Annotated in this window: 13 protein-coding genes and 1 pseudogene; 5 read left to right on the forward strand and 9 right to left on the reverse strand. The window is 69.6% G+C overall.

The window, feature by feature from the left end; translation table 11 throughout:
* Positions 1 to 5 precede the first annotated feature (5 nt).
* Positions 6 to 3,491 carry a non-ribosomal peptide synthetase gene (locus NA3_RS01770; protein WP_062961840.1) on the reverse strand — a complete coding sequence of 1,162 codons (3,486 nt, stop codon included), beginning with the start codon at positions 3,489 to 3,491 and terminating at the stop codon, positions 6 to 8.
* 145 nt (positions 3,492 to 3,636) lie between these two features.
* On the opposite strand from NA3_RS01770, the gene NA3_RS01775 reads away from it, so the two are divergent.
* Positions 3,637 to 4,335, forward strand: a complete 699-nt coding sequence (locus tag NA3_RS01775) for a siderophore-interacting protein (RefSeq protein WP_062961841.1) — start codon at positions 3,637 to 3,639, stop codon at positions 4,333 to 4,335.
* Between the two features lie 85 nt (positions 4,336 to 4,420).
* Here the strand turns inward: NA3_RS01775 and NA3_RS01780 are convergent, their stop codons facing one another.
* The 8 genes and pseudogenes from NA3_RS01780 to NA3_RS01815 all read right to left on the reverse strand — a co-directional run bounded on the left by NA3_RS01780 (position 4,421) and on the right by NA3_RS01815 (position 20,806).
* A complete protein-coding gene (locus NA3_RS01780) occupies positions 4,421 to 6,151 on the reverse strand; it encodes an ABC transporter ATP-binding protein (RefSeq protein WP_062961842.1) in 1,731 nt (576 codons plus the stop codon).
* Entirely contained in the window at positions 6,148 to 8,049 is a 1,902-nt protein-coding gene (locus tag NA3_RS01785; protein ID WP_062961843.1) for an ABC transporter ATP-binding protein, read from the reverse strand. Before NA3_RS01785 ends, NA3_RS01780 begins: the two co-directional genes overlap by 4 nt.
* Before the next feature lie 22 nt (positions 8,050 to 8,071).
* Entirely contained in the window at positions 8,072 to 12,601 is a 4,530-nt protein-coding gene (locus NA3_RS01790; RefSeq protein ID WP_227995382.1) for a non-ribosomal peptide synthetase, read from the reverse strand.
* Positions 12,598 to 14,298, reverse strand: a complete 1,701-nt coding sequence (locus NA3_RS01795) for a condensation domain-containing protein (RefSeq protein WP_084490855.1) — start codon at positions 14,296 to 14,298, stop codon at positions 12,598 to 12,600. The genes NA3_RS01790 and NA3_RS01795 overlap by 4 nt, the downstream gene beginning before the upstream one ends.
* A 13-nt stretch (positions 14,299 to 14,311) precedes the next feature.
* Complete coding sequence (locus NA3_RS01800; protein WP_062961844.1) at positions 14,312 to 15,313, reverse strand: ABC transporter substrate-binding protein; 1,002 nt, start codon at positions 15,311 to 15,313, stop codon at positions 14,312 to 14,314.
* Between the two features lie 94 nt (positions 15,314 to 15,407).
* Positions 15,408 to 18,533 (reverse strand): annotated as a pseudogene (locus tag NA3_RS01805) (non-ribosomal peptide synthetase); the annotation flags it as partial.
* Complete coding sequence (locus NA3_RS01810) at positions 18,530 to 19,471, reverse strand: methionyl-tRNA formyltransferase (protein ID WP_062961846.1); 942 nt, start codon at positions 19,469 to 19,471, stop codon at positions 18,530 to 18,532. The pseudogene NA3_RS01805 and the gene NA3_RS01810, both read right to left, overlap by 4 nt.
* A 33-nt stretch (positions 19,472 to 19,504) precedes the next feature.
* Positions 19,505 to 20,806, reverse strand: a complete 1,302-nt coding sequence (locus NA3_RS01815) for a SidA/IucD/PvdA family monooxygenase (RefSeq protein ID WP_062961847.1) — start codon at positions 20,804 to 20,806, stop codon at positions 19,505 to 19,507.
* A 216-nt stretch (positions 20,807 to 21,022) separates the two neighbouring features.
* Between NA3_RS01815 and NA3_RS01820 the strand changes: the two genes are divergently transcribed.
* The 4 genes from NA3_RS01820 to NA3_RS01835 all read left to right on the forward strand — a co-directional run bounded on the left by NA3_RS01820 (position 21,023) and on the right by NA3_RS01835 (position 25,493).
* A complete protein-coding gene (locus tag NA3_RS01820; protein WP_062961848.1) occupies positions 21,023 to 21,487 on the forward strand; it encodes an MTB12 C-terminal domain-containing protein in 465 nt (154 codons plus the stop codon).
* A gap of 145 nt (positions 21,488 to 21,632) precedes the next feature.
* Positions 21,633 to 22,574: an RluA family pseudouridine synthase gene (locus tag NA3_RS01825; RefSeq protein WP_062961849.1), complete on the forward strand. Its 942-nt coding sequence runs from the start codon at positions 21,633 to 21,635 to the stop codon at positions 22,572 to 22,574.
* A gap of 100 nt (positions 22,575 to 22,674) precedes the next feature.
* Entirely contained in the window at positions 22,675 to 23,433 is a 759-nt protein-coding gene (locus NA3_RS01830; RefSeq protein WP_062961850.1) for a CPBP family intramembrane glutamic endopeptidase, read from the forward strand.
* A gap of 308 nt (positions 23,434 to 23,741) precedes the next feature.
* Positions 23,742 to 25,493, forward strand: coding sequence for a hypothetical protein (locus NA3_RS01835; protein ID WP_128145066.1), 1,752 nt, complete (start codon positions 23,742 to 23,744; stop codon positions 25,491 to 25,493).
* Positions 25,494 to 25,651: the final 158 nt, after the last annotated feature.

Genomic DNA, 25,651 nt, shown 5'->3' on the forward strand with positions numbered 1-25,651 from the left:
GGTGCTCAGTCGCCCGCCGGAGCGAGGGCCGAATCCGACCGCGCCGAACCGGTGTGCGGCACCGGAACTTCGGCCAGCTCCAGCAGAATTCGCGACACCTGCGCCAAGCGGCCCGGGGTGGTCTCCTCGGCCTGCAACCGCGCGGCGATGCGACGCACGGTCCGTCCGCCGAACACGGCGGTGACACCGAATTTCTCGACCGCGAGCAGTCCGCGCACCTTGGCGGTCAGCGTGGTCGCCAGAATCGAATTGCCGCCGACCTCGAAGAAATCGGTTTCCACACCGACGGTCTCGACGCCGAGAATCTGCGCCGCGATATAGGCCAGCGCCGCCTCGACCTCGTTCGCCGGCGGCACCGCGGATGCGGCGGCATCGGGCGCGCCGGCCTCCACCCGCCGCCGGATCGCCGCCCGGTCCAATTTCCCGTTGGGGGTCAGCGGGATCTCGGCCACGATCTCGATCAGATCCGGAATCATGTGGGCGGGAAGCAGATCCCGCAACGCGGCCCGCAGTTCGTCGGCGGTGTCCGCAGCATCCGCCCGCACCGCGGCGGCCAGCCGGCCGGAATCGGTCACCAGCGCGACGGCCTGCTGGACGGACGGCAGTGTGGTCAGTGCGGTTTCGACCTCGCCCAGTTCCACCCGGTAGCCGCGGATCTTGACCTGATGGTCGGCGCGACCGAGGAAGTCGACGGTGCCGTCGGGCAGATAGCGGGCCAGGTCGCCGGTGCGATACCAGCGCAGGCCGCCGTATTCGACGAAACGCTGCGCGGTGCGTTCCGGATCGCCGCGGTAGCCGTCGGCCACACTGGTTCCGCCGATCCACAATTCGCCGACCACCCAGTCCGGGCAGTCCTCGCCGCGCTCGTTCACCACCCGCATCGCCACATTCGCCAGCGGCATGCCGTAGGGCACGGTGGCGCGGTCGGCCGGGAAGTCGTCGGTCACTTCGCAGACGGTCGAGTGAATCGCGGCCTCGGTGGCTCCGCCCAGACCCGCGAAACGCAGGCCGGGCACCAGGGCGCGCAGGCGATGCGCGAGTTCGGTGCCGACGCGGTCACCGCCGGTGACGACCACTCGCAGGGTGTGCAGAGCCCGCGCGTCGGCGGAGTCCAGCAGCATCGCGATCAAGCCGGGCGCGCAATTGAGCACGCTCACTTCGTGTTCGGCGATCAGCCGGGCCCAGGCCTGGGCGTCCCGCTCGATCTCGGCGTCCACGCACACCAGCGCACCGCCCAGTGCGAGCGGGGCGAAGATGTCGAAGACCGACAGATCGAATTCCAGCGACGACAGGCCGAGCAGCCGAGCGTGCGCGTCCAGGCCGAAATGAGCCGCGAGGGCGTCGACGGTGTTGGCGGCGGCCCGATGACTCACCTCCACGCCCTTGGGCTCACCGGTGGATCCGGAGGTGAACAGCACGTAGGCGACGCCGTCCGGATCACTCACGTAGGCGCGGTCGAGGCGACGGCCGGACAGCGCGGTGGTCAGACCGATGGCGGTGACATCGTCCGGTAGCTCGAGCGCCGCGTCGGTGAGCGCGACCCGGGCGCCCGCGCGGGCCAGAATGCGGTCGCGTCGCGCCGGCGGCTGACCGGTGCCGATCGGCACGTAGGCCGACCCCGCTGCCAGCACACCGAGTACGGCCGGAATCTGCCGGTGCCCCTTGGGAACGATCACCGCGACGGTGTCGCCCGGACGCACGCCGGCATCGATGAGCGCGGCGGCCACCGCGAGCGCCTGATCGGCCAGGTCGCCGTAGTCGCAGGCGCCGCCACGCCAGCGCAGGGCCTCGGCCTCCGGCTTGCGGTGGGCCCGCTCGAAGAATTCGCCGTGCAGCGTGCGCGCCGGCCAGTCGGTGAAGGTGTCGTTCACCCGTGCGCGCACCGCGCGCTGCCGCGCCGGCAGATCGATCGTCAGCGGTGCGTTCCAGTCCGCACCCGGCTCGGCGAGGGCCAGCAGCAGGCGGCGGAACTCGGCGAACATCGCCGCGACCACACCCTCGGGCATGGCGTCGCGCCGCACGTCCCAGTTCACCAGCAGACCGCCGCCCAGTTCGGCGACCTGCGCGTCGAGATCGACCTGCGGGCCCTGCGACAGAATCCACACCGGCTCGCCGAACAGCGCGGCGACCCGATCGGAGAAGAGCTCACCCAGGTCCAGCCCCGAGGTGAACACCACCGAGGGCGTCACCGGGCCGCCGCGCGATCTTCCGAGATCGCGCAGCACGTCCAGTCCTTCGTATACGGAATGCACAGCGCAGGTGTGCAATTCGCGCTGCAGGCGCTTGGCGCGGTCGACCATCGATTCCGGCCGGCGGGCATCGACGTCGACCAGTACCGAATTCGTGAAATCACCCACCACGCGGTCGATGTCGTCGTGCAGCGGCTCCCGGTCGAACAGCGGGACGTTCAGCAGGAAGCGCTGCCGCGCCGACCAGCGCGCGATGGTCTCGGCGAACACCGTGGCCAGCGCCACCGCCGGGGTGACGCCGTGGCTGTGGGCGAGTGCCTCGAAACCGGCCTTGGCCTCGGGCTCGAACCAGTGGTGCAGCCGGATGCTGCGGCTGGGATCGGCGCGCTCGTCCTCGGCCAGCACCGGCAGCGAGGGGATATCGGGGAGGTCGGCGAGTCGCTGTTCCCACCAGGCCTTGGCGGCCGAATTGTCCGGCGCCTGGCGGGCTCTGGCGTCGAGATATTCGCGGAAGGTGTAGCCGACGGTATCGGCCGGATCGGCGTCGCTGTCGTACAACGCGGCCAGATCGTCGAGAATTCGCCGGTAGCTCAACGCATCTCCGGCGAGCATGTCCACATCGACGTGCACGCGGTGGGCGCCGTCGGGCAGCAGGGTGAGGGTGATGTCGACGACCTGGCCGGCTTCGACATCCATCCGCTGATGACTCTTGGCCTGGCGCAGGCGTTCCAGTTCCCGGTCCGGATCGGTGGCCGCACGCAGATCCTCCACCCGGAACACCGGGAGCAGCGGCTCGGGCAGCACCCGCTGCGTGCCGGCGTCGGTGAACTGCACCCGCAGCTGCGGATGGCGGCGTACCAGGCGGTCGACCGCGCGGCCCATCCGATCGACATCCAGGCCGCGACCGTCGAATTCGACGTAGAGATGGGCGGCGACACCGCCGAGCTGCTGGTCTTGGCGGCGGCCGACCCAGTACGCGTGTTGCATGGTGGCGAGGGCGAATTCCTCACCGTCGGTGACTGTGGCCGCGCCTTCGGCAGAGTCGCCGGCGCCGTCGGCACGGGACGCGGGGGCCGGTTCCGGGGTGGCCCCGAGCAATTCGGCCCAGGCGGCAATCGTGGGTGAGAGCGCGAGTTCGGAACTGCGGACCTCGTAGCCCTGTTTGCGCCAGCGACCGGCGAGGCGCATCAGTTTCATCGAATGCATGCCCAGGCCGACGAGATCGTCGTCGTATCCGATCGATTCGGCTCGGACGCCCAGCTCCGCCGCCACGATGTCACGAACGTCAGCCTTGCCGAGCATCAGACAAACTCCTCACCGGCCGGAAATCGGGCCTCACCACCTACTTCAAAGGCTAGGCTTGCCTAACCTTAGAGCATAGTAGCCCACCGACCCCCACTGTCGTTGGGGTGTGGTTTGGCTAACCTAACCCAGCTACCCTAGCCCCATGGGCAAAGGCATCAACGGCGTCATCCTCAAGGCACTGCGCGCGGACGACTACCGGCTGACCGTCACCTCGGTGCGGCAGATCGGCGACAAATATCTGCGGCTCGGCTTCACCGGCGGCGGGCTGCTGGCCGACCACCCCGTGCATCCCACGCAGTGGATCCGCATCTGGTTCCCCGACGACAACGGCACCCTGCAACAGCGCGGATACACCCTCGTCGACCCCGATCCCGGCAACGACGCGTTCGATATCGAGTTCGCGCTGCACGGCGGCCCGGCCTCGCGGTGGGCCGCGCGGGCCGCGGTCGGCGACGAGATCGACGCCACCGTCATGGGCTCGAAATTCGCGGTGCCCGAACCGGTTCCGTCGGAATTCCTGATCTTCGGCGACAGTGCCTCGCTGCCGGCGATCAATTCGCTGCTGGACGCGATCGGTGAGACGCCGTCCCGGGTCTGGCTGGAATGGCAGGAGGAGTCCGAGCAGTCGCTACCGGTGCGCACCGGCCCGAAGACCGAGGTGACGTGGGTGCAGCGAGTCAACTACGGCCAACTGCTGCGGCAGGCGGCCGACTCGGTGACCTGCTCCCCCGATGCCTTCGCGTGGGCCGCCTGCGATGCGGCCACCACCCGCGCGGTCACCAAATCGCTGAAAGCCAAACTGCCGAAACACAATATCGCCGCGCGCGGCTATTGGCGGTGACCCACATACGGCCACCGGAGCCACCACGCACCGGGCGGCGGACACGGCATCGATCCGTGACCGCCGCCCGCACGGTGCGAAAACCCTAAGCCGACACCAGATGCCAGCCGGTCGCGCGGGACCGCTCCGACCAGAATCCGGCATAGCGCCCGCCGAGTACGAGAAGTTCGGCGTGCGTGCCCCGTTCGACGATCCGGCCGGCCTCCACGAACAGAATCTGATCGGCATGGGCGATGGTGTCGAGCCGATGCGCCACCACGACGACCGTCTTGTCCCGCGTCAGTTCGTGAATGCCGCGTACCACCGCCGCCTCGCTGTGCGGGTCGAGGGCGCTGGTCGCCTCGTCGAGCAGCACGATCGGCGCGTCCTTGAGCAGCGCGCGGGCGATCGAAACCCGTTGGCGCTCACCGCCGGACAGCGCCGCGCCGCCCTCGCCCACCGCCGAATCCCAGCCGTCGGGCAGCCGGTCGACGATCTCGTCCACCCGGGCGATCTCGGCGGCCCGGCGCACCTGCTCGGCCGTGGCGTCCGGATTTCCGATGCGGATGTTGTCGGCGATGGTCTCGTTGAACAGATAGACGTCCTGGAAGACCAGCGACACCTGGCGCAGCAGGATTTCCGAGGGCTGCCGGCGCACATCGTGGCCGCCGACGGTGATGCTGCCGGAACCGACGTCGTAGAACCGGGAGGCCAGTTTGAGCAGCGTGCTCTTCCCGCCGCCGGACGGGCCCACGATGGCCGTGGTGGTTCCGCTCGGCACGGTGAAAGATACGCCGTCGATGACCTTTTCGCCTTCGCGGTAGCCGAAGCCGACGTTGTCGAAGACGATCTCGGGCGCACCCGGGGTCACGGGTTCGGTGGCCTCGGCCAGATCGTGCTCGGCGAGGAAGTCCGTGATCCGGTCGGCGGCGTCGGCGGCGCTGCGGATCGCGGTGCTCAGCTGCGCGGCCCGGTTGATCGGTTCGATGAACCGGGAGGTCACCGCGATCAGCGCGATCGTGGCCGGAATGGAGAGGTCGCCGCCGGTCCCGCGGGCCACCACCACCGACACCACGGTCAGGAAGACGATCTGCACGCACAGCGCGAACACCATCAGCCCCGGCACACTGGCGACGGTCAAGCGCTTGGCGGCGGCCTCCTGTTCGCGCAGCGCGCGCGTGAGTGCCCGGTTGCCGGTGCCCACCGCACCGAAGGCGCGCAGCACGGGTTGTGCCTGCGCGAACTCCACGACCCGCGAATTGGCTTCGGCCGCAGCGGCATCGAGCCGGCGGTCGGCACGCGTGTAGCTGTTGTTCGCCCAGCGGCTCACCAGCAGCAGTGCCGGCAGGCTGATCAGCATGACCAGCGCGATCCGCCAGTCGACGAAGGCGACGCCGATCGCGACACCCACCGGAACCAGCACCGCGGTGAGCACGGGTGCGAGCAGATAGTTGACCACGCTGAGGATTTCGCGCACGCCGCCGACGACCATCCGCGAGAGGGATCCGGCGTTGGCGGTGGCGAACCAGCCCAGCGGCAGCGTGCTCAGATGATCGCCCAGCCGGGTCTGCACGCCGCGCAGCATGCCCACGCCGATCCGCAGGCCCACCAGCAACTGCTGGTACGAGCACACCGAGGCGACGACCACCGCGAGCGCCAGCCAGGCGGTCCAGCGCCACGCGCGGCCGAAATCACCGTCGAACAGCGCCTGCAGCACCGGAATCAGCAGCAGATAGGCCGCGATCTGCCCCAGCGCGCCGGCGCCGATGAGGGCCAGATGGCGCGGCACGTAGCGGCGCAGTTCCGGCGGGACGAGGGCGAAGATCTTCCTGATCACCGCAGTTCTCCTTCGGAGTCGGAACCGGCCGCCGCGCCCGCCGATGCCTGATTCTGTTCCCAGAGGCGCTGATAGAGCCCGCCGGCCACCGACAGCGTCGCGTGGTCCCCCGTTTCGGCGAGTTCGCCGTTGTCCAGCACCAGGATTCGGTCGACTCCCGTGATCGTGTGCAGCCGGTGCGCGATCACCAGCACGGTGCGGCCCGCGACCAGGACGGCGAGCGCGTCCTGCACCGCGGCCTCGGATTCCGGGTCGGCGAAGGCCGTGGCCTCGTCCAGTACCAGCACCGGGGTGTCGGCCAGCAGCGTGCGGGCGATCGACAGGCGCTGCGCCTCACCACCGGACAGCACCGCGTCGACACCGATTTCGGAGTCGTAGCCGCGCGGCAGTTCCAGGATCCGCTCGTGGATCTGGGCGGCGCGCGCGGCCCGCTCGATCGCGGCCGCATTCGCGTCGGGCCGGGCCAGCGCGATGTTGTCGCGGATCGTCCCGCGAATCATCCGCACGTCCTGCAGGACGAAGCCCACGGTGCGGTAGAGCTCGGCGGTGGAGAACTCGCGGACATCCTTGCCTCCGATCGTGATTCGCCCCGCGGTCACGTCGAAGAAGCGCGGCAGCAGCCGGGCCAGGGTCGACTTGCCGGAACCGCTCGGGCCGACCAGTGCGGTGATGGAACCGGGCGCGAGCGCGAAGTCGACCTCGCGCAGGACGGCGCGATCGGCGCGATAACCGAAGCTCACCCGCTCGCACCGGACCGCGAGCCCCGTGGTGGCAGCGTCACCGGCCACATCGGCAGCCTCGTCGCCGTCGGCCCGCACCTCGAGTTCGGGCAGCTGCTGCAGCTGGTGCAGGCGCAACGCCGCGGCGCCACCCTCGCGCAGCGCCTGCCCGCCGAACCCGATGCCCAGCAACGCACTCCCCAGGCCGATGCCGAGCAGCAAGAACGGCAGGATGTCGACCGGATCGGTCCAGCCCAGATCGGCGAAGCCCACGCCGGCCACCACCACGACCAGCATGAGCAGGACCGGGGTCAGCAGGATCTCGGCGGCCGACTGCAGTCTGGTCATCGGCGTCTTCCAGGCCAGCAGGCTCGCGGCGGTGTTGTCGACCGCTCGCTGGAAGGTGCTGTGCGCCTTGCGGGCCCGGCCGAACGCCCGCACCACCTGAATGCCGTCGACGAATTCGATGATGGACTGTTCGATGGCGCGTTCGTTCGCGTCGAAGACGGCGAAGCGCTCCTGATGTGCCTTCCCCATCATGGCCGCCAGGCCGCGGGTGTAGAGCACCAGCGGAATCAGCAGGATCAGCGTCAGCCGCCAGTCGACGGTGAACAAGTAGATCAGCGCCACCACCTGCACCGTCACCGCGCCGACGAATTCGAGCCGGGCGTGCGCGACCAGATAGTGCAGGGCCTCGACATCGTCCTGCAGGAACTTCTTCACCTCACCGGAACTGCGGTCGGTGAACCAGCCCAGCGGCACCCGGCTCAGCTTGGCCGCCAGCAGTTGTCGCAGCGAGAGCTGGAATCTCGCATCGACCAGATGGGTCCAGACCAGCGCCGCGGCCTGCAACAGGCCGCGCAGCACCAGCACCACGACCGCGGCGATCACCAGCGTCCACACCCGATCCTTGTCGATCGGGGCGGACAGCAGTTCCCGGCACGCCTCGACGATCAGGATGAACGGCACCACCGCGCAGATCGAGGAGGCCACGACGACCAGGCTCGCCAGCGACAACGCGCCGTTCACCGGCGCGAGCACCTGTTTGCGGGCCAGGCCGTCGGCGCGGCGCTGCTGTTTCAGCGCGACCCGGTCCGGTTCCAGCGGCGCGCCGGGCGTGGTGCGCGGCACCGGCCGCGCTGCCTCCGGCTCGGCCGGATCCACGGTCTGAACCGTCATCGGTCCTTCCCTCCCATAGCTGTCACCCTGCCTGTCGCTGGGCGCTGACTTCGGACATTCCGGAGGCGAAATCGCACAGTACGGCGCGCCAGCGCTCGGCCCGCGCGTCGGCGCCGGCCTCGTCCAGCACCGCGGAGTTCACGTCGATATGCGCGATGAGAACCGGGCGCGAATCCTTCGCGACCACCGCGGTGTTGAGGTCGATCGTGAAGCGCAGCGGCAGATCCGGATGTCCGGCCACACCGAATTCGGCGGTGAGGTCCGGTAGCGGCACCGGCGTCCACGGGCCGCTACCGAAGTGCAGCATGTCGAAGCGGCCCAGGTGGTTGAGGCGAATCTGCCCGCGCGCGTTCAGGGTTCGATGGTGGACCGGCGCTCGGCCGGCCGCCGGAGTCCAGGTCTCGAGTTCGGACACCGGAACCAGCGCCGTCTCCTCGACGGTGAACCAGCCGACGCGGCGGGTGTCGTCGCCGGGGTCGCGGCCGTGCGATTCCCGGGTCACCGCGATGCGGCCGGTCGCGTCGGCGGTATCGGCGACCAACCGTGCGCAGGCGGTCAGCAGCAGGTCATCAAGGGGCACATCGTTTTCCGCGCACCGGGCGAGCAGTGCCTCGGTGTCGTCGGGGCCCAGTTCGACCATCCGCTGGATCGCCTTGCCCGCCCGATCACGGCGCGGATCGGTGTAGCGGCCGCCGAGCGGTGTGCCCAGCGTGGGTGGAATGCCGAGCGCCGCGCGGGTGCCGGAGTCCGCAATCCGTTCGGGTCCGGACTCGTTCACCGCGTCCACTCCCTGGTCGAGGCGGCGCAGATCATCCACGAGAATCAGCCAGGACACCACGTCCACCGCCAGGTGGTGGATGGACAGCACCAGTCGCGGCCGGTCACCGGGCACCAGGGTCGCGGCCACCATGCGACCGGCGTCCGGATCCAGCCGTTGCACGGTTGCCGCGAGATAATCTGCCGCACTGGGGCTTTCGCCCGGCTCCGCGACGACGAACGACGCGGCCGCGCTCGAGCGGTCCTGCGCGATCAATACCGGCCGGCCGTCGGCGCCGGTCTCCAGGCGGGAACGCAGTGTGGGATGAGCGGTGGCCAATTCCTCGAGCCGCCGCACGATCGCCTCGGGCGTGATCTCCCCGTCCAGCGAGAGCACCTGCGACTGTGCGAGATAGCGGTAGTCACCGTAGCCGAGAATCTCGAGGGCCAGGTCGGTGAGCGGTAGTACGGTTCCGGCGGGTGTGACCCCGGCATCGCCCGGCACGTCCTCGGACGGATCGTCCAGACACGCGGCGAGGTCACGAAGATCGGCCGCCGCCAGCACTTCTCGCGCCGAGATTCGGTAGCCGGCGCCGCGCAGCCGCGATACCAGATCGATGACGCCGATGCTGTCGATACCGAGGTCCACCAGACTGTCCAGAATGCCGATCCGCGTCCCCGCGCCGGCGCTCATCGCCTCGATCAGCGCCAGCAGGGTGCGCTCGGTCTCGGTCCGCGGTTCGGCGCGGGCGCCGGTCTCGGCGGGGCGGGCCAGCAGTTCGGTCGCCACGTGCACGTCGAGTTTGTCGTTGCGGTTCAACGGAATCTCGTCGACGAACACGATGCGGGTGGGGACCAGGAATTGCGGCAGCCGGCGGGCGAGAGCGGAACGCACGCGTGCGACGGTGCCGTCGCCGACCACCAGTGCCCCCAGCCGGGTCCGTCCGTTCTCGGTGAAGGCCAGCGCCGCGGCGTGGCGAACACCGTCGAGCTCGCGCAACACCACGCTGACCTCATCGGGCTCGACGCGGTATCCGTTGATCTTGACCTGCCGGTCGACCCGGCCCTCGTAGGCGACGGTGCCGTCGTCGGCGCGGCGCACGAGATCGCCGGTGCGATAACGCCTTCCGCCGTCATTGCCCGCGACGAAGGCGGCCGCGGTGGCGGCGGGCCGTCCCAGATAACCGAGCGCGAGTTGCGGCCCGGAAAGGTAGAGCTCGCCCTGCCCACCGGGCGGCACCGGCCGCAACCGGTGATCGAGCACCTCGGCGGTCATTCCGTCGAACGGACGGCCGATGGTCGGCGCGGCGTGATCGTGCACATCGGCCATCAGTGCCTCGACGGTCGTCTCGGTCGGGCCGTAGAAGTTGATGACCCGGGTGGTCGCCAATCCCCGCAGGCGCCGCCAGGTGTCCGGGCTGATCGCCTCACCGCCCAGCGCGAGCACGGCCAGCGGACAGCGCTCGGCGCCGGTCCCGGGATCGGTGCGGAACAGTCCGGCGGCGATCAGCCGGTTCAGCATGGACGGCGACGTGTCGAAGATGTCGATCCCGAATTCGCCGATGGCGCCGACGATGCGCTCGGCGTCGGTGCGCACCTCGTCACCCAGCAGGACCACGGTGTGGCCGCTCAGCAGCGCGACCGTGGGCTGCCACGCGGCGTCGAATCCGGTGGACCAGCCGTGGCCGATGCGCAGCGTGCGCCCGGTGGCGGCGGCGATCGGCGCGAAGATCCGCCGCTCGTGATTGGCCCAGTGATTCAGCAGCGCCCGATGCGATATCGCGACTCCCTTGGGCCTGCCGGTCGTGCCGGAGGTGAACACCACGTAGAACGGCGCGTCCGAGAGCCGTTGCGGCACAATGTCCGTCGTCCGGCTCGAAACACCGTTGCGTTCCGATGCGGGTACCCGGCATGGCGGGACGGGCCGTGCGGCGCGCGTCTCGCCGGAGCCCGGCCACCCATGCGCGGCCGCGAGATCGATCGCATCGGCGGCCGGGAAAACGAGACTCCCGTCGGTGTCGGGGATTGCGTGGCGGCAGTCCACACCCTGGGCGCGGACCTCGGCCAGGGCATCGGCGCGGTCCGCGTCGGCGAGCACGATGCGCGCGCCGCTGGTGCTCAGCAGATAGGCCACGCGGTCGGCCGGGGTGGCCGGATCGACATGGACACAGGTGGCGCCGGCGAGGCCGACGGCGAAGGGTGCGTGCAGGACTCGGCGGTCGCGGGGCAGCATGACCGCCACCGCGTCGCCGGAACCGATCCCCGCCGCAGCCAGCTCGGCGGCCAATGTGCGGACCGCGGAACCGAATTCGAGGAAAGTGTGCTCGCCCGTCGCGTCGACGACCGCGATCCGATCGGCGGCCGCATCGGCGGCATTGAGCAACGCCTCCGGCACCGTGGCAGAACTCGCCGCACCGCTCGGCGATGCCTGCGCGGACCCGGCGGCAGAACTCGCCCGGCTTGCGCCACCGGCATCGTCGTCCGTCAGCGCGGCGGGCTCGTCTTCGAGCAGCACATCGACCGCGCTGCACCGCCGCGCCGTCACGATCCGGGTGGCGACGGCGAGAAGCCGGCGCGCCATCCGATCCGGGTCGAAGGTGGTGAGCAGGTCGGGGCGGGTTTCGACGCGGCAGATCAGCTCGCCGTGCTCCAGCACCGGTACGACGGCGAGGGGATAGTGGCTCGGGGAGTCGACGCGGCGTGCGGTCATGGTGGCGCCGCCGCCCATCGGCATTCGCGGTGCGACCGCGCCGACCGGGGAGTTCTCGAAGACCAGCAGGCTGTCGAACAGCTGCCCGGCCCCGGCGTGGCGGGTGATCTCCGCGATGCCCAGATATTCGTGCGCCCGCAACCGCGCCACCGAGCGCTGCAGTTCGGCGCCGACCTGCGCGGGCGCGCGGTCGTCCATCCGGACTCGCACCGGAATCGTGGTGACCAGCGCGCCGACCAGGCGTTCCGCATTCGGCAGCGAGGCGTCGCGGCCGGAGGTGGTCTGGCCGAACACCACGTCGTCGCGGCCGGTGATCCCGGACAGTATTCGCGCCCAAGCCATTTGGAGCACGGTGTTCAGGGTGAGGCCATGGGCTCGCGCCCAGGTGAGGAGCAGGTCGGTCCCCGCCGCGTCCACGCGCGCCTCGCCCACGACGGGCAGATCGAGATCCGCCGGCGCCGGTGGCCCGAGCATCGGCATCGGAGCCAGCCCGTCGAGCGCCGCGGTCCACGCCCGGGCCGAGGCCTCGGTATCGCGGCTCGCCAGCCAGGCCGCGTGCTCCCGCAGCGGCGGAGCCGGGGGCAGTGCCGCGCCCTCCCCGCGATGCAGGGCGATCAGATCGGAGAACAGCAGCGGAATCGACCAGCCGTCGACGACGATATGGTGTGCGGTGCAGACCAGTTCGTAATCGCGCTCGCCGACGCGGGCCGCGACCACCCGGAACAGCGGGCCGCGGTCGAGGTCGAGCCGCCGGCGCGCCTCCTGCCAGTAGAGATCCCGCGCCGCCGCCTCGGGGTCGGGGGCCGAGCGCAGATCGACCTCGCGCCAGCCGATTCGCCCCTCCGAGGTGATGACCAGTACCGGATGCGGCACATCCTCGGCGAGTACGGCCGCGCCCAGATGCGGATAGCGCCCCAGGACGCCGTCGAAGGCCGCGCGCAGCCCCGCCGGATCGGCCAGATTTTCCACTCGCACCGCGAAGGTCACCAGATAGGGATCGATGCCCTGTGCCATCGAACTGACCGAATACAGCCCGCGCTGCAGCGGTGACAGCGCGACGACGTCGAGAATCTCCACCTCGCTCACCGCGCGGCGAACTTCTTGCCGAGTGCCGCCAGCGCGGCCGGATCCAGGCCCGAGGCGCTCATCGGCGCGACGGGTGCGCTCTGTTCGGCGACCGGGGCGGCCGGGGCCTCGGTCAACTGCGCGGCCATGTCGTGCACGGCCGGGAATTCGAACACCTTCTGCACGTCGAGCACGTAGCCTCGCTCGCCGAGCAGGGTGACCATGCGCAGCGCGGCGATGCTGTCACCGCCGAGGGCGAAGAAGGTGTCGGCGCGGCCGATGTCGTCGTCCTCGTCGAGTTCGAGCACCTCACGAATGGTGTCGGCGATCAGCCGTTCGGCATCGGTGCTGGGCTTTCCGCCGAGCCCGGTGCCGCCCGCATACGCCGCGCTCCGTTCGAACACCGTGGGAAGCTCGTCCGCGCGCAGCGAGGTCTCCGGCTCGGCAGCGAGATTCAGCAGCCACCGCTCGATCGCGCTCGAGAGCGCATCGATGTCGGTGCTCCCGGCCAGTGCCACCGGGAATTCGAGCGTCACCGCCACCTCGTCGGCTCCGTTGACGACATCGGCGACGATGTCGACTCCGTGCGGCCGCGCCACCCTTCGGGCGATCTCGCGCGCATTCGGGCCGGACACCTCGCTTCGAACGGTGACCAGTACTTGGAAGGGCGCACCGGCGGCGACGGCGGCGGCCCCGCGCAGTTGATGCGTGATCCGCTCGATCCGGGCCGCGGCATGGGCGCGCGCGGCGACGGCCAGCTCCGCGACCTGCGCCAGCAACGCCCGTGCGCTGGGCGCCGCGTCGGTGTCGATGCGCAGTACCAGATGGTTCGCGTAGGCGCCGAGGGCTGAAACATACTGTGCCCCAGCGCGTCCCGTGTCTACGATGCCGACGGGCACATCACCACCGAGGCCCGCCGCACCGAGCACCGCGGCCAGCGCGGCGACCACGGACAGTTCGACGTCGCGGTCACCGAAGGCAGCTGCCGGAACTCGCAGTGTGCGGGTCGCGGCGGCGGCCGGCTCCGATTCCGCGCCGGAGTTACCGGCCGCGATCAGGGTCGCCCGCTCCGGCAGATCGGCGAGCCGGTCCAGCCAGTACCCGAGGTCGGGGTCGGCGGCGGCATCGGCGACGAGCGACTTCATCTGCGCCATCGCGTAGCCGCGGTACTGCGTCACCGGCTCGGTTGTCGTTCCCCCGAGCAGTTCCGCCGCCAGCAGTTCGATACTGCGGTCGTCGGCGGCGACCGGGTGGGCGGTGATGGCCAGGATGTCCCGATCGGCTGTGCGGTGCAGTCTGATTCGGATCGGCAGCTCGCGCACCGGATCGATGCGGTGCGCGGCATCGGAGCGCAGCGCGGCGTCGAGTTCCGAGGATGCGGTCTCGACCGTCTCGACCACCGTCTGGGGCGCGTCGACGACGCGCTGGTACGGAATCCGGCGATCGTCCGGATAGACCGTGCGCAGAATGTCGTGCCGGCTCACCGCGGCGACCGCGGCCCGGTCCAGGCCGCCCGGGTCGAGGTCGCCGGTGATCTCCAGGGCTAGAAACAGATTCGTCGCCGCGACGCCGCGCAGGCGTTCCGGCAGCAGGGCCGCCTGCTGAGCCGGGGACAACGGGATACCCCGCCCGCCCGTTCGCGACTCCGTCACGGCCGCAGCGGTTTTCGGAGCAATCGTGGCCGGCGCGGTCGTAGTCGGCACGGGCGAATCAGACATGGATACTCAGTCCTTACTTGCCGACGGTAGCGAGCGTCGGTTCGAGCTTGTCGAGCAGATACGGCACCGACAGTGCGGTCGGCTGGTTGATGGCGTTGATCGTGATCATGTCGACGAACGAGATTCCGCCCTGGCGCACCGACGGCAGATCCGCGTAGCCGGGCAGCTGGGTGAACTTCTCCTGCAGGCCCGGCGCCGCGCCGCACACCAGCAGATCGGAGGTCAGATCGCCGAGCCGTTCCGGCGAGAGCGCCAGCCGTCCGCCCGAGGGGGCCTCGGCGACCAGTTTCGCCGGCATCGTCATCCCGAGCCGTGTGAACACCTGCGCGGAACCGTCTTTCGGATCCGCCAGCACCATCAGCTGGGTGGGCGTGGTGAGCATGCAGGTGAGGAAGGTCTTGCCCTTCAGGCCAGGATGTTTCGCGGCGACCGCGTCGACCTTGCCGTGCACGTCGGCGACCACCTTCTCGGCCTGGTCCTGCTTGTGCAGCGCCTTGCCGAGGGCCTGCACCTGGTCCTCCCACGGATCGATCTGTGCCGAGGTCAGCGGGCCGATGGTCGGGGCCAGCTTGGACAGCTTGTCGTACATGGCCTTGTCCATCATGTAGCCCGGCGCCACGATGAGATCGGGCTCGAGCGCCGCGATCTGCTCGACGACATCGCCGCCCATGTTCAGGGCCTTGGACTGCTGCGGCAACTGCTGCGGCAGCCACGGCACGGTCATCCCGGCCCCGGCGCCGGGCACCAGATAGCCGACCGGGGTGACCCCGAGGGAGACGGCCGCGTCCAGCCAGGCCGGGCCGAGGGTCACCACGCGCTTGGGCGTGCCGTCGACGGTGGTTTCGCCCATGGTGTGCTTGATCATCACGGCCGCACCGGAATCGGCGTCGTCCGCGCCCGATCCACAGGCGGCCACGGCCGTCACCAGACCCAGGGTCAGCGCCAGCACCGTGGTTCGCAGCACCGCGCCGCATGCGCGCACTCGGCGACGCGCCGATGTTCGACCTGGGTTCATTGCACAGCTCCTTGTCCTTCGCTCCGGGCGACTCGCGATCCCGGCTCTCTCGGATCGTAGCTTAGGCTAAGCTAACATTGGTCGTCGATGCCTCGACTCGGGCCGCCAGTCCGGCCACCGTCGGAGTGTCGAACAGGGCGCGCACGCCGATCCGCACGCCGAATTCGGCTCGGATCCAGGCCAGTAGCCGCACCGCCAGCAGGGAATGACCGCCGAGTTCGAAGAACGAATCCTCGGCGCCGATCCGCTCGCGGCCGAACATCCGCACGAACAATTCCGCGATCCGTGTCTCCACCGCGGTATTCGGCTCCCGATACAGCTCCACCGGCGACCGCTGTGGCGCCGGCAGGGCGCGGCGGTCGAGTTTTCCGTGTTCGGTGAGCGGAATCTCGTCGATGACCGCGAAGGCGCCCGGAACCATGTACGGCGGCAGCACGGCCGCGGCATGCGCTCGCACTGCTTCCGTATCGACTGCGGCACCGCCACTTTCGTGGCGTGCCGGCACCAGGTAGGCGGCCAGTACCGTGCCGAGCACCTCGTCGGTCACCGCGGCGGCCACGCAGTGCGCGACCTCCGGATGCATGGCGACGGCGGCCTGTACTTCCGCCAGTTCGATGCGGTGGCCGCGCACCTTGACCTGTTCGTCGGCACGGCCGAGGAATTCGAGTTCACCGTTTCCGTTGCGACGCGCCAGATCTCCGGTGCGATAGAGCCGCCGGCCGGGCGCGAACGGGTCGGCCACGAAGCGCTCGGCCGTGGCGGCGGCGCGGCCGAGATAGCCGCGCGCCAACTGCGCACCGCCGAGGTAGATTTCGCCCACCACGCCGGTCGGCACCAATTGCAGCCGCTCGTCCAGCAGATACAGGGCGACGTTGCGGTTGGGACGGCCGATGGGCACGATCCGGGTTCCCTGCGGGCCCTCCACGGTCAGATGGGTGGCCGAGACGACCGCCTCGGTGGGCCCGTAATGGTTGCGGAGTTCGGCCTCGAAGATGCCGGCGAACCGGTCGGCGACCTCACCGTAGAGCGCCTCGCCGCCGACCGGCACATGGCGCAGCGCGCGCCACCGGCTCACCTCCGGCAGCATCAGCAAGGTGCTGAGCATCGACGGCACCATATGCAGCACGGTCACGCCGCAGCGCGAAATCAGTTCCGCCACATACGGTATGTCATCGAACGCGTCCACCTTCGGAATCACCAGGCCGGCGCCGAGGGTGAGGGGTACGAAGATGTCGAGCAGCGAGGCGTCGAAGCTGATCGACGACGATTGCAGCAGCCGATCCTCGGCGTCCACACCCCACTGCGCACAGAACCCCACGAGATGTTCGGCAATCGCCGCGTGGGATACCGCCACCCCCTTCGGCGTTCCGGTGGAGCCGGAGGTGTAGATGACGTAGGCGAGATTGCCGGGCCGCAGCGGACGCACCCGATCGCGGTCGTGCGGATCGTGCCGCGGCGACGTGCGGGCGTCCCGTTCGGCCGCCCGCAGATCCTCGGCGTCCAGGACCAGTGCGGGCCGCGCATCGGCGATCAGGAATTCCACCCGATCCGCCGGATAGGCCGGATCGATCGGCAGATAGGCCGCACCGGCCTTCAGCACCGCGAGGACGGCGACCACGAAATCCACCGAGGTGCCCAGCCGCAGCGCCACCACGTCCTCGGTGCCGATACCCCGCCGAATCAGATGATGCGCCAGGCGATTCGCGCGCCGGCCGAGGTCGTCGTAGCTCAGTTCGCGATCTCCGTCACGGGCATCGATGAGTGCGACCGCCTCGGGATTCACCGCTACCCGCCGCTCGAACAGGTCGACCAGCGTGGTCGGGGCGACCTCGACGAGTTCGCCGTGCGACTGCTCCAGGATTCCCTCCCGGTCGCGGGCTCCGAAGATGTCCAGCTCGCCGATGCGGCGCTCCGGTTCGGCCGTCGCCACCGCGAGCACGCGTACATAGTGGGCGAGGAACTGCTCGATGATGCGAGCGTCGAATTCGTCTTCCTGATAGACGATTTCGACGTGCTCGGGCACGTCCGCGGCGGCGATCACGGTGAGCGACAGCGGCATCCGGGTCGTCGGGCTGCCGACCTCGACCGCCTCCGCCGCGATACCCTCCAGGGTGAGCGTCGCTGTCCGTCGGATGCCGAATTCGATGCGGGCCACCTGCTCCAGTCCGTCGCGACCACTGCCGCGTTCGGGGTTGAGGTCGGCGATCACCTGGTCGATCGGCGTGCCGCGGTGCTCGAAAGCCGCTGTCGCGCGGTCGTTCACCGCACGCTGGCAGTCGAGAAAGCTGTCCGCGGGGTCGACCGTCGTCCGCAGCAGCAACGTATTGCCGAAGTACCCGATACCGGTCTCGTCGGGGTGCCGCACGCCGGTCGGGACGCAGACCAGGAAATCCGTTGCGGCGGTATAGCGATGGATCAGCGCGTCGAAGGCCGCGAGGAGAACCGTGAACGGCGTGGCGCCCTCCCGGCGCGCGAACTCCGTCACCCGCGCGGCCACATCGGCCGGCAATCCGGCGCGGATCCGGGCGGTGCGCAGCGAAGGCACGGTCGCGACGACGCGGCCCGGCAATTCCAGCGGCTGCGGCAAGGGCGAGAGCGTGCTGCGCCAATAGCTGCGAGCGGCCTCGGTCGCCGGCGCGGGGGCGTCACCGCCTTCGGCGTCGCGGGGGCTGCGCACCCGGTCGTCTCCGCGGGGCGCCGGCGCGGCCGGATCCGTTGCCGCGTCGTAGCGCGCACCGGCCTCGGCGAAGAAGATCTGCCAGGAGTCCTCGTCCCACGCGATCGTATGCACCACGAGAGTGAGGAGGTAGCGCCGCTCGTCCGTGCGAATCAGCAAGCAGCGCAACGGTGTCTCGGTCGACGGATCGAACGGACGTCCCGCCTCGCGGCGGATCAGCACCTCGGCCCGGCGCTCGCGACTGGCAGCGCCGAGATCGCGCAGATCCACCTCCTGCCAGGACGGCGTCGCGTCCGATCGCACGACCGCCCGCGGCTCGTCGTCTTCATCAGGGATGTAGATGGTGCGCAGAACCTCGTGCCGCGCGACGGTTCCGGTGATCGCCGACCGCAACCGGGCCGGGCCCACGGCACCCTCGAGGCGGTAGACCGCACAGCAGTTGAGTGTGGTGTCCTCCGGATCGCGGGTCTGCAGGAACCAGATCCGGCGCTGTGCCGCCGACAGCTCCCCCGCGGCCGGCTCCTGCGCCGACAGTGAGGTCATCGCGGGGCGTCGGTGAGATAACCACCGCGAGCGAAGAATTCGGCGCCGTCGTGTTCGGTGCCGTCGGCGGTGCGCACGCGGGTGACGACCAGACCGAGATTGCCGCCACGGTGTGCGTCCGGTCCGCAGACCACCACGCCCCCGCCCTCCTGCACGACGACTCGGCCCGGGGTTCCGCCGTAGCGGGCCTGCGACAGCGCGGCGGCGGTGATCTCCACCTTCTCGCCTCGATAGTAGGAGAACGCCCGCGGGTACGGCTCGGACAGCGCCCGCACGAACCGCTCCAGATCCGCTGCGTCCCAGCGCCAATCGATGCGGCTGTCACGCTCGGAACGCTTGTGGAAATAGGTGCGCTCGGCCTTGTTCTGCGGCCGCCAGACCGCGGTGCCGGATTCGATCGCGTTCAGCGCCTCCCGCAGCGCACCCGGAATCAATTCCATTCCGGCGAGGACGAGTTCGGTTCCGGTGGCGGTCGGGCCGATCGGCAGCGAACGCTGCACGATGACGTCGCCGGTGTCGAGCTGGTCGTCCATGCGGTGCACGGTGAGGCCGAATTCGGATTCGCCGCTGATCAGCGCCCACAGCACGGGCGAGAAACCGGTGAACTTCGGCAGCAGCGAGTCGTGCAGGTTCAGCGTGCCGTGCGGCGGCATCAGATACAGCTCCTGCGGCATCCAGGTGTACCAGCTGTTGACCACGATGATGTCGGGCTCGGCGCGCTTGACCAGATCGATGGTCTCCGCATCGGCGCGCTCGGTGAGGTGAACCGGAATGCCGTGTTCGCGGGCGAGCTCCTCGACCGAATCGGACCAGATGCCCTTGTAGGCGTGTTCACTCGCGGGATGGGTGACCGCGAGCACCACCTCATGTTCCGAATCGATCAGAGCCTGCAGCGTCTTACGACCCCAGGTCTGATAACCGAACGACACGATACGCATGAACCGAACCTCTTCCCTCAAACTAAGGGTAGCCTAGCCTATTGTGCGCTGGCTGATCATGCCGGCCGCGACCCGGGCCGCCCCGGCGGCCGCGCGGGCCGGCACCTCACCCAGCACGCGATCCGAAAGCTCGCCCAGGCAGCTGAGGTTCGGAAACCCCGGCCCCTGCGCCATCCCCGCGAGATTCGGCAGGTAGAGCTTGGCGTCGAGGCCGGACACCGCCAGATCGTGGCCGATCGCCGCCTCCAGCCGAGCGCGGGTGACGGGCCCGCCCACCGCCAGTTCCACCAGATCCGAGGCATCGGAATCGAACAGATCCAGGAACCACAGCGGCTGACCGCCGGTGGCGTCGACCACCAGATCGAAGGCGTGCACCTGATCGGGACGCAATTCGTTGCGCAGCGTGAGCGCCACGCCCTCACCGCGCTCGGCGACCCGGACCACGCGCCCCTGCAGATGATGAACGCGATTGTCCCCCAGCACGTTTTCCTGCACCCGCACCGAGAACACGCCACGATCGGTGCGGCGGATGACGTCGCGGCGCTCCTGCAGGCTCAGCGCACGCCACTTCGCCGGATCGCTGAACAGCGAGTTCTCGAAATAACTTTCGCCGCGCGTGTAGATGGTGGCCGCGGGCGATATCACCGAGACCGTGAGGACGTCGTGGCGGACCAGTTCGTCCACCGCCGAGCCCGCGGTCTCACCGCCGCCGATCACCGCCGCCCGCGAGGAGACCGGCAGCCGGCGCTTGCCCGCGAGATCCCAGAAGTCGGCGATGCTCAGCACCTTCGGGTGTTCGGCCAGCGCGCGCCGGCTGTCGCCCGGTCCGGTGATCATCAGTCCGTCGCAGTCGATTTCGGTCTCCACACCGGAACTGTCGGCCACCGAGACCAGCCAGCCGTCGGCGGCGGGGCGAATCCGGCGCACCGCACCCAGCACCATCTCGACCTCGGCCTTGCGGGCGACCCATTGCAGATAGTTGGCCCAGACGTGGTGGTGCGGACTGGGCCGGCCCCGGTCGATCCATTCGGCATAGGTGCCGTTCTCGACCAGGAAGGAATTCCAGCTGTAGGCGATCATCGCCCGGTCGATCGCGCGGTTGTGGCCGGGCGCCCAGGTGGAGTGGTACGGGAAGCCGACATCCTTTTCGGGGCTGGTGCCGAGCCGGTGCTGGCCGTCGGTCCATCCGCCGGTGGGCAGCCAATTGCCGCCCACCGCATGCGGTTCCACCACGACCACGCGCGGAGCGGGTAGCCCCAGGTCCCGCAGCACCCGAGCCTTCGCCGCCACTGCCATCGCTTTCGGCCCGGCCCCGACCACGAGAAGCGTCTTCACTGGTACTCCCGTTCTGTGATTCCAGCCACCGCTCAGCCGACTGCCGGGGCGTTCAGCTGCGCAGATCCGACATATCGGGAAGAACGAATCCTCCCGAAGTCGACTGAGTATTACCTACCTTTGCATAGGCTTACCTTATATTGCTTACCGGTGCCAGCCCTCGCGGAACGTTTGCGAGGCACGGCACTCCTGTCCCACAACTGATCGGATACGACCATGATCAAGATCAAAACCCGTGCCGTTGCGGCGTTTTCGCTGACCGCCGTGATCTTCGCCGGCGGCGTCGCCTCCGTGACCCCGGCCGTCGCCGCGCCGATCGCCGCCCCCGTCCACGCCGCCGCCCCGGGCGTCGGGGAGCTGCAGAGCAAGCTCGAGCTGGTGCTCGACCCGAACGGCTCGCGTTCCGCCCGCGCCAACGAGCTGGAGGCCGGCGAGGCCGGACTGGGTCTGGTCGACCAGGTCGGCGGCGTAATGGCCTCCGTGCCCGGATTCCAGTGGCAGGCCGTCGCGCCGGTGAACGTGCAGGGCGACACCCTCACCCACAACCTGCAGATCAACGTCCCCGGCTTCGATGCCATGTACATCGAGCTGAAGTGGAAGGACATCGACGGCACCTGGAAGCTGACCCGCGAATCCGAGTGCACGATCGCCTATTACGCGAACCTGCCCTGCACCGTCTAGTGCGCCATGCGGTCCCGGGCAGCCGTCGCCCGGGACCGCCACCGCGGACGCTGGAGCGATCCGCCCGACAGCTCCGCCCGCTCGGAGGACGCACAGATAGCGACCTCCGATCCGGACTCCGCGCCGCTGTCGTTAGGGTCGATGGGTGCGACGCCGGCAACAGCCGCCGCTGCCGAAGCGTCACGGACTCGATCCGGCGCGGCTGCGGTTACCCGAAGACGGAACCTGGGCGACCATTCGCGACCATCTGGTCCATCGGCTCCCCCGGGTCCCCGCCGCGCGCATCGACGAGATGCTCGCCGAGGGCGACATCGTCGATCTCGACGGCCCGATCGAGCCGGACGCACCCTATGTTCCCGGGGGCGCGGTGTGGTTCCACCGCGATCTCCCCGTCGAGACACCGGTACCTTTCGACGTCACCGTGGTGTATCGCGACGACCATCTGCTGGTCGTAGACAAACCGCACTTCCTGTCCACGATTCCGCGCGGACAGCACATCCTCGAGACCGCGCTCGTCCGGTTGCGGCGCGATCTGGACCTCCCGGATCTGGTGCCCGCGCACCGACTGGACCGGACCACGGCCGGACTGATCCTGTTCGTCGTCGATCCGGCGCGGCGCGGGGCGTATCAGACCCTGTTCCACAAGCGCCGGGTGCACAAACAGTACGAGGCGATCGCACCCTACGATCCCGAACTCAGCCTCCCTCGCACGGTGCGCAGCCGGATCGTCAAGGAGCGCACCGTCCTTCGCGCGTTCGAGGTCGAGGGCGAACCCAACGCGGAAACGCTGGTCGAGCTGATCGAGCACCGCGACGGCCTCGGCCGCTACCGGCTGAGCCCGCACACCGGCCGCACCCATCAATTGCGACTGCACATGAACGGGCTCGGCATCCCGATCCTCGGGGACGACTTCTATCCCGACCTCACCGATCGCCCGGTGGACGATTTCACGCGGCCGCTGCAGCTGCTGGCCGCGCGGCTCGCCTTCACCGACCCGATCAGCGGGGCCGAGCGGGTGTTCGACACCACACGGACGCTGCAGGCGTGGACGGACTACGCGGGCTGGAGCGCCGGACGGGCCGGATAGCGGCGCGACACGTTCGAGCCGCGGCACTGGCACCGGCGTCGCGGAGATCGTGACACGCCGAACACGGCACGCCCGCCCGGATGAACGTAGACTGGCGACGATGTCTCGAAACGATAACGGGGTTGCGCAGTCCTCGGCCCCGGTCGGCCCGGGGCGCCGGTTACACGCCTACCTCGACGTCGCCGTCGTGGTGGCGGTGCTCGCCGGCACCAATCTCGTTGCGCATTTCACCTCACAATGGGCCAATATCGCGACCGTTCCCGCGGCCGCGGTGATTCTCGTGCTGTTGATGCGGAAACGCGGGCTCGGCTGGGCGGAATTGGGACTTTCACCGCGGCAGTGGCGCCGCGGAACGCTGTATGCGCTGGGCGCGGTCGCGATTGTCGTGGGCGCCGTGGTGATCGGCGCACTACTGCCCATTACGCGGCCCTTCTTTCTCGCCAATCGATATGCGACCTTGTCCGGCGCATTGATCGCCTCGATGATCGTGATTCCGCTGCAAACGGTGATTCCCGAGGAACTCGCCTTCCGCGGCGTCCTGCACGGCGCCCTCGATCGGGCGACGGGCGCGCGCGGCGTATTCCTCGTCGGGTCACTTCTTTTCGGCTTCTGGCATATCGCCTCGTCGCTCGGCTTGACCAGTGGCAATCGCGGGTTGAGCACGCTGCTCGGCGGTGATGCCGGCGGGCAGATCGCCGGAATCGCACTGGCCGTCCTGGCCACCGCGGCCGCCGGTGTGATCTTCACCTGGTTGCGCCGGCGCAGCGGAAGTCTGCTGGCGCCGATCGCCCTGCACTGGTCGCTCAACGGCGCGGGCGCGCTCGCGGCGGCCATTGTCTGGCACACCGCGATGCACTGAAATTCCGCTGTCCCAGCCGAATTCGCAAATCGCCGCGCCGAACAGCCCATTTGCCTATTCGCCCGAACTGATGTTCGGTGAAAGCGTTGACCGCGTCGATGGTCGGCGATTACTCTCTCACCTCGATCACACATATGTTCGAGTACTCGGGTAATCGACCTCGGTAGCGCGGCCGCTGCCGGGAAAGGCACGCCATGCTCGACGAGCAGTCGACCACCACGACCGCCGTCCCTCCGGCGGACTCCGCGCACCTCCCGCTCCGCGACGCGGAACGGACTGCCGCAGACGCGCACGCCAGGGAGATCTCCGTGGAGGAACCACCGACGGGTGCGGCCCGGCGCCGGCGCACCCCCGAGCACTCCCCGCGGGCGGAGCTCGACGCGCTGGCCCGGCGGGTGGCGACCGCGCGAGGCAAGCTGCCCCTGCAAGCGGACCCGGCACTGTTCGCCGAACTGTCCGATCGGGAGATCGCCGCCGAACGCGAACTCGCCGAATGGATTCGCACCCAGCGCCGCCGGCAACGCAAACGCGCGGTGACGACCCAGCTGGCCGCCGAGAAGCGCGATCGCCGCGTCGCCCTGGCCTTGCGCCGGGCCGACGACGCGGACGCCCGCTGGCACCGGCGCGCCCGCGCGGCGCGCATGCGGGTGTCGAATCCCGATGCGCGCCTGGCGCAACTGTTCCGCCGCGCCGAATGGTCCTCGCGCGCGCTGATCGGCGTCGTCGTTCTCGGCATGGTCTGGGCGGGGGTGAACGTCCAGCACAACCTCGTGCCCAGCGGCGACATGTCGGATCCGCTCTATTGGCTCAGTTACGGCTTCGAAGCGATGATCTCGATCCCGATCATCACGATCATGGTCGTGGCCACCACCGCCGCCCGGTGGGGCCGCGACATCGACCGCGGCAAGGTCGTCTTCCTGGAAACCGCGCTGCTCGGTGTCACCATCGCCCTCAACGCCGGCCCGCATCTGGTCGCGGGCGAACCGGCACGCGCCGCCGAAGCCGCCGTCGCGCCGGTCATGGTCGGCGTCGTGATCTGGTTGCACGCCTGGGTCTCCGCGCGCTACGCGCAACTCATCGACGACATCCCGATGGAGGACATCGACTCCGATCTCCCGCCGACCGGGTACCGCCCGAGCTACCGCCCGGACGACCTCCCGGAGTGGGCGCCGGCACGTCCGCTGCCCGACGGCGCCGGGTCCGCGGAATTCCCCGGTTATCCCCAGCTCCCGTCGACGGCTGCGCTGCAACCGGTTTCGATGGCGGGATGGGATGCCGCGCTGCGGCTCGCGGACGCGGTGGAGAGTTGCCGGCCGCCGGCTGCGGTGGCGGACGCGGCACACGCATCGTCGACCACGCAGGGCCCGGCTCCCGCCGAGCCGGCTCCCGCCGAGCCGGCCGCCGCCTACGAGGTGGTCACCGACGCGACAGCGACCGACGACTCCGCCGACGCGGCGACCGGTAAGGCCGACGAGCCGACGGAAAAAGCTCCGGCGCCGACGGACGTCGTGGAGGCCGAGGCGCCCGCGCCCTCCGATGAGCGGTCGGGATCGCACGGTGCCGGGCTCCGGATCGTCTCCGACGAACCGCGCCGGACGCGCACGCGGCGGGCCGTGGACGACGCCGTGCAGTTGGTGCTGGGCGAGCCGGTCGCCGAAACACCGCGACCCGTTGCGGCGGCAGCCGAACTCGACCGCACAACGCCGACGGACGACCTCTCCCACACCGAAGACACGGAGGTGGACGAGGCCGAATTCGCTGATATCGAAGCCGTCGCTGTCGATCCCGTCGCTGTCGATCCCGTCGCTGTGGATTCCGTCGCTGTCGATTCGGCGGAGGACGCGACCGGTGAGGTCGCCATCCGCTCGGTCGCGCACGAGATCCGCCGCCGCGGCCTGTCCAAGCTGTCGGTCGACCAGCTCGCCGAAATCCTGACCCTCACCGACGAATCGTGGACTCCCGCCGCGATCGGTGCCGCCATCGGCCTGCCTGGCTCCCGGATACTGGGAATTCTGGAGGCCGCGCGCCGCATCAGCATGCCCGTGGCGGTCGGCGGCTGAGCGCCGATTCGCACCCCCGCTACCAGGCGGTTCAGGCGCCTCGAAGGGGCCGATAAGGAACCTCACAGGCTCGGTCGTAATCATGGAGTGCGACGACCGACTCGAGGAACCAGATGATCGACACCTTTCCGCGAGCGCATTCGTCGGCGACCTTGCCG

Origin of the sequence: Nocardia africana NBRC 100379 (assembly GCF_001612635.1) — a bacterium.
Lineage (GTDB): Bacteria > Actinomycetota > Actinomycetes > Mycobacteriales > Mycobacteriaceae > Nocardia > Nocardia africana.

What these genes read in the sequence shown, in the direction of transcription:
- NA3_RS01770 (WP_062961840.1), bottom strand. Translation starts at nt 3,491, where the DNA reads ATGCTCGGCAAGGCTGACGTTCGTGACATCGTGGCGGCGGAGCTGGGC.
- NA3_RS01775 (WP_062961841.1), top strand. Translation starts at nt 3,637, where the DNA reads ATGGGCAAAGGCATCAACGGCGTCATCCTCAAGGCACTGCGCGCGGAC.
- NA3_RS01785 (WP_062961843.1), bottom strand. Translation starts at nt 8,049, where the DNA reads ATGACGGTTCAGACCGTGGATCCGGCCGAGCCGGAGGCAGCGCGGCCG.
- NA3_RS01795 (WP_084490855.1), bottom strand. Translation starts at nt 14,298, where the DNA reads ATGTCTGATTCGCCCGTGCCGACTACGACCGCGCCGGCCACGATTGCT.
- NA3_RS01800 (WP_062961844.1), bottom strand. Translation starts at nt 15,313, where the DNA reads ATGAACCCAGGTCGAACATCGGCGCGTCGCCGAGTGCGCGCATGCGGC.
- NA3_RS01810 (WP_062961846.1), bottom strand. Translation starts at nt 19,471, where the DNA reads ATGCGTATCGTGTCGTTCGGTTATCAGACCTGGGGTCGTAAGACGCTG.
- NA3_RS01820 (WP_062961848.1), top strand. Translation starts at nt 21,023, where the DNA reads ATGATCAAGATCAAAACCCGTGCCGTTGCGGCGTTTTCGCTGACCGCC.
- NA3_RS01830 (WP_062961850.1), top strand. Translation starts at nt 22,675, where the DNA reads ATGTCTCGAAACGATAACGGGGTTGCGCAGTCCTCGGCCCCGGTCGGC.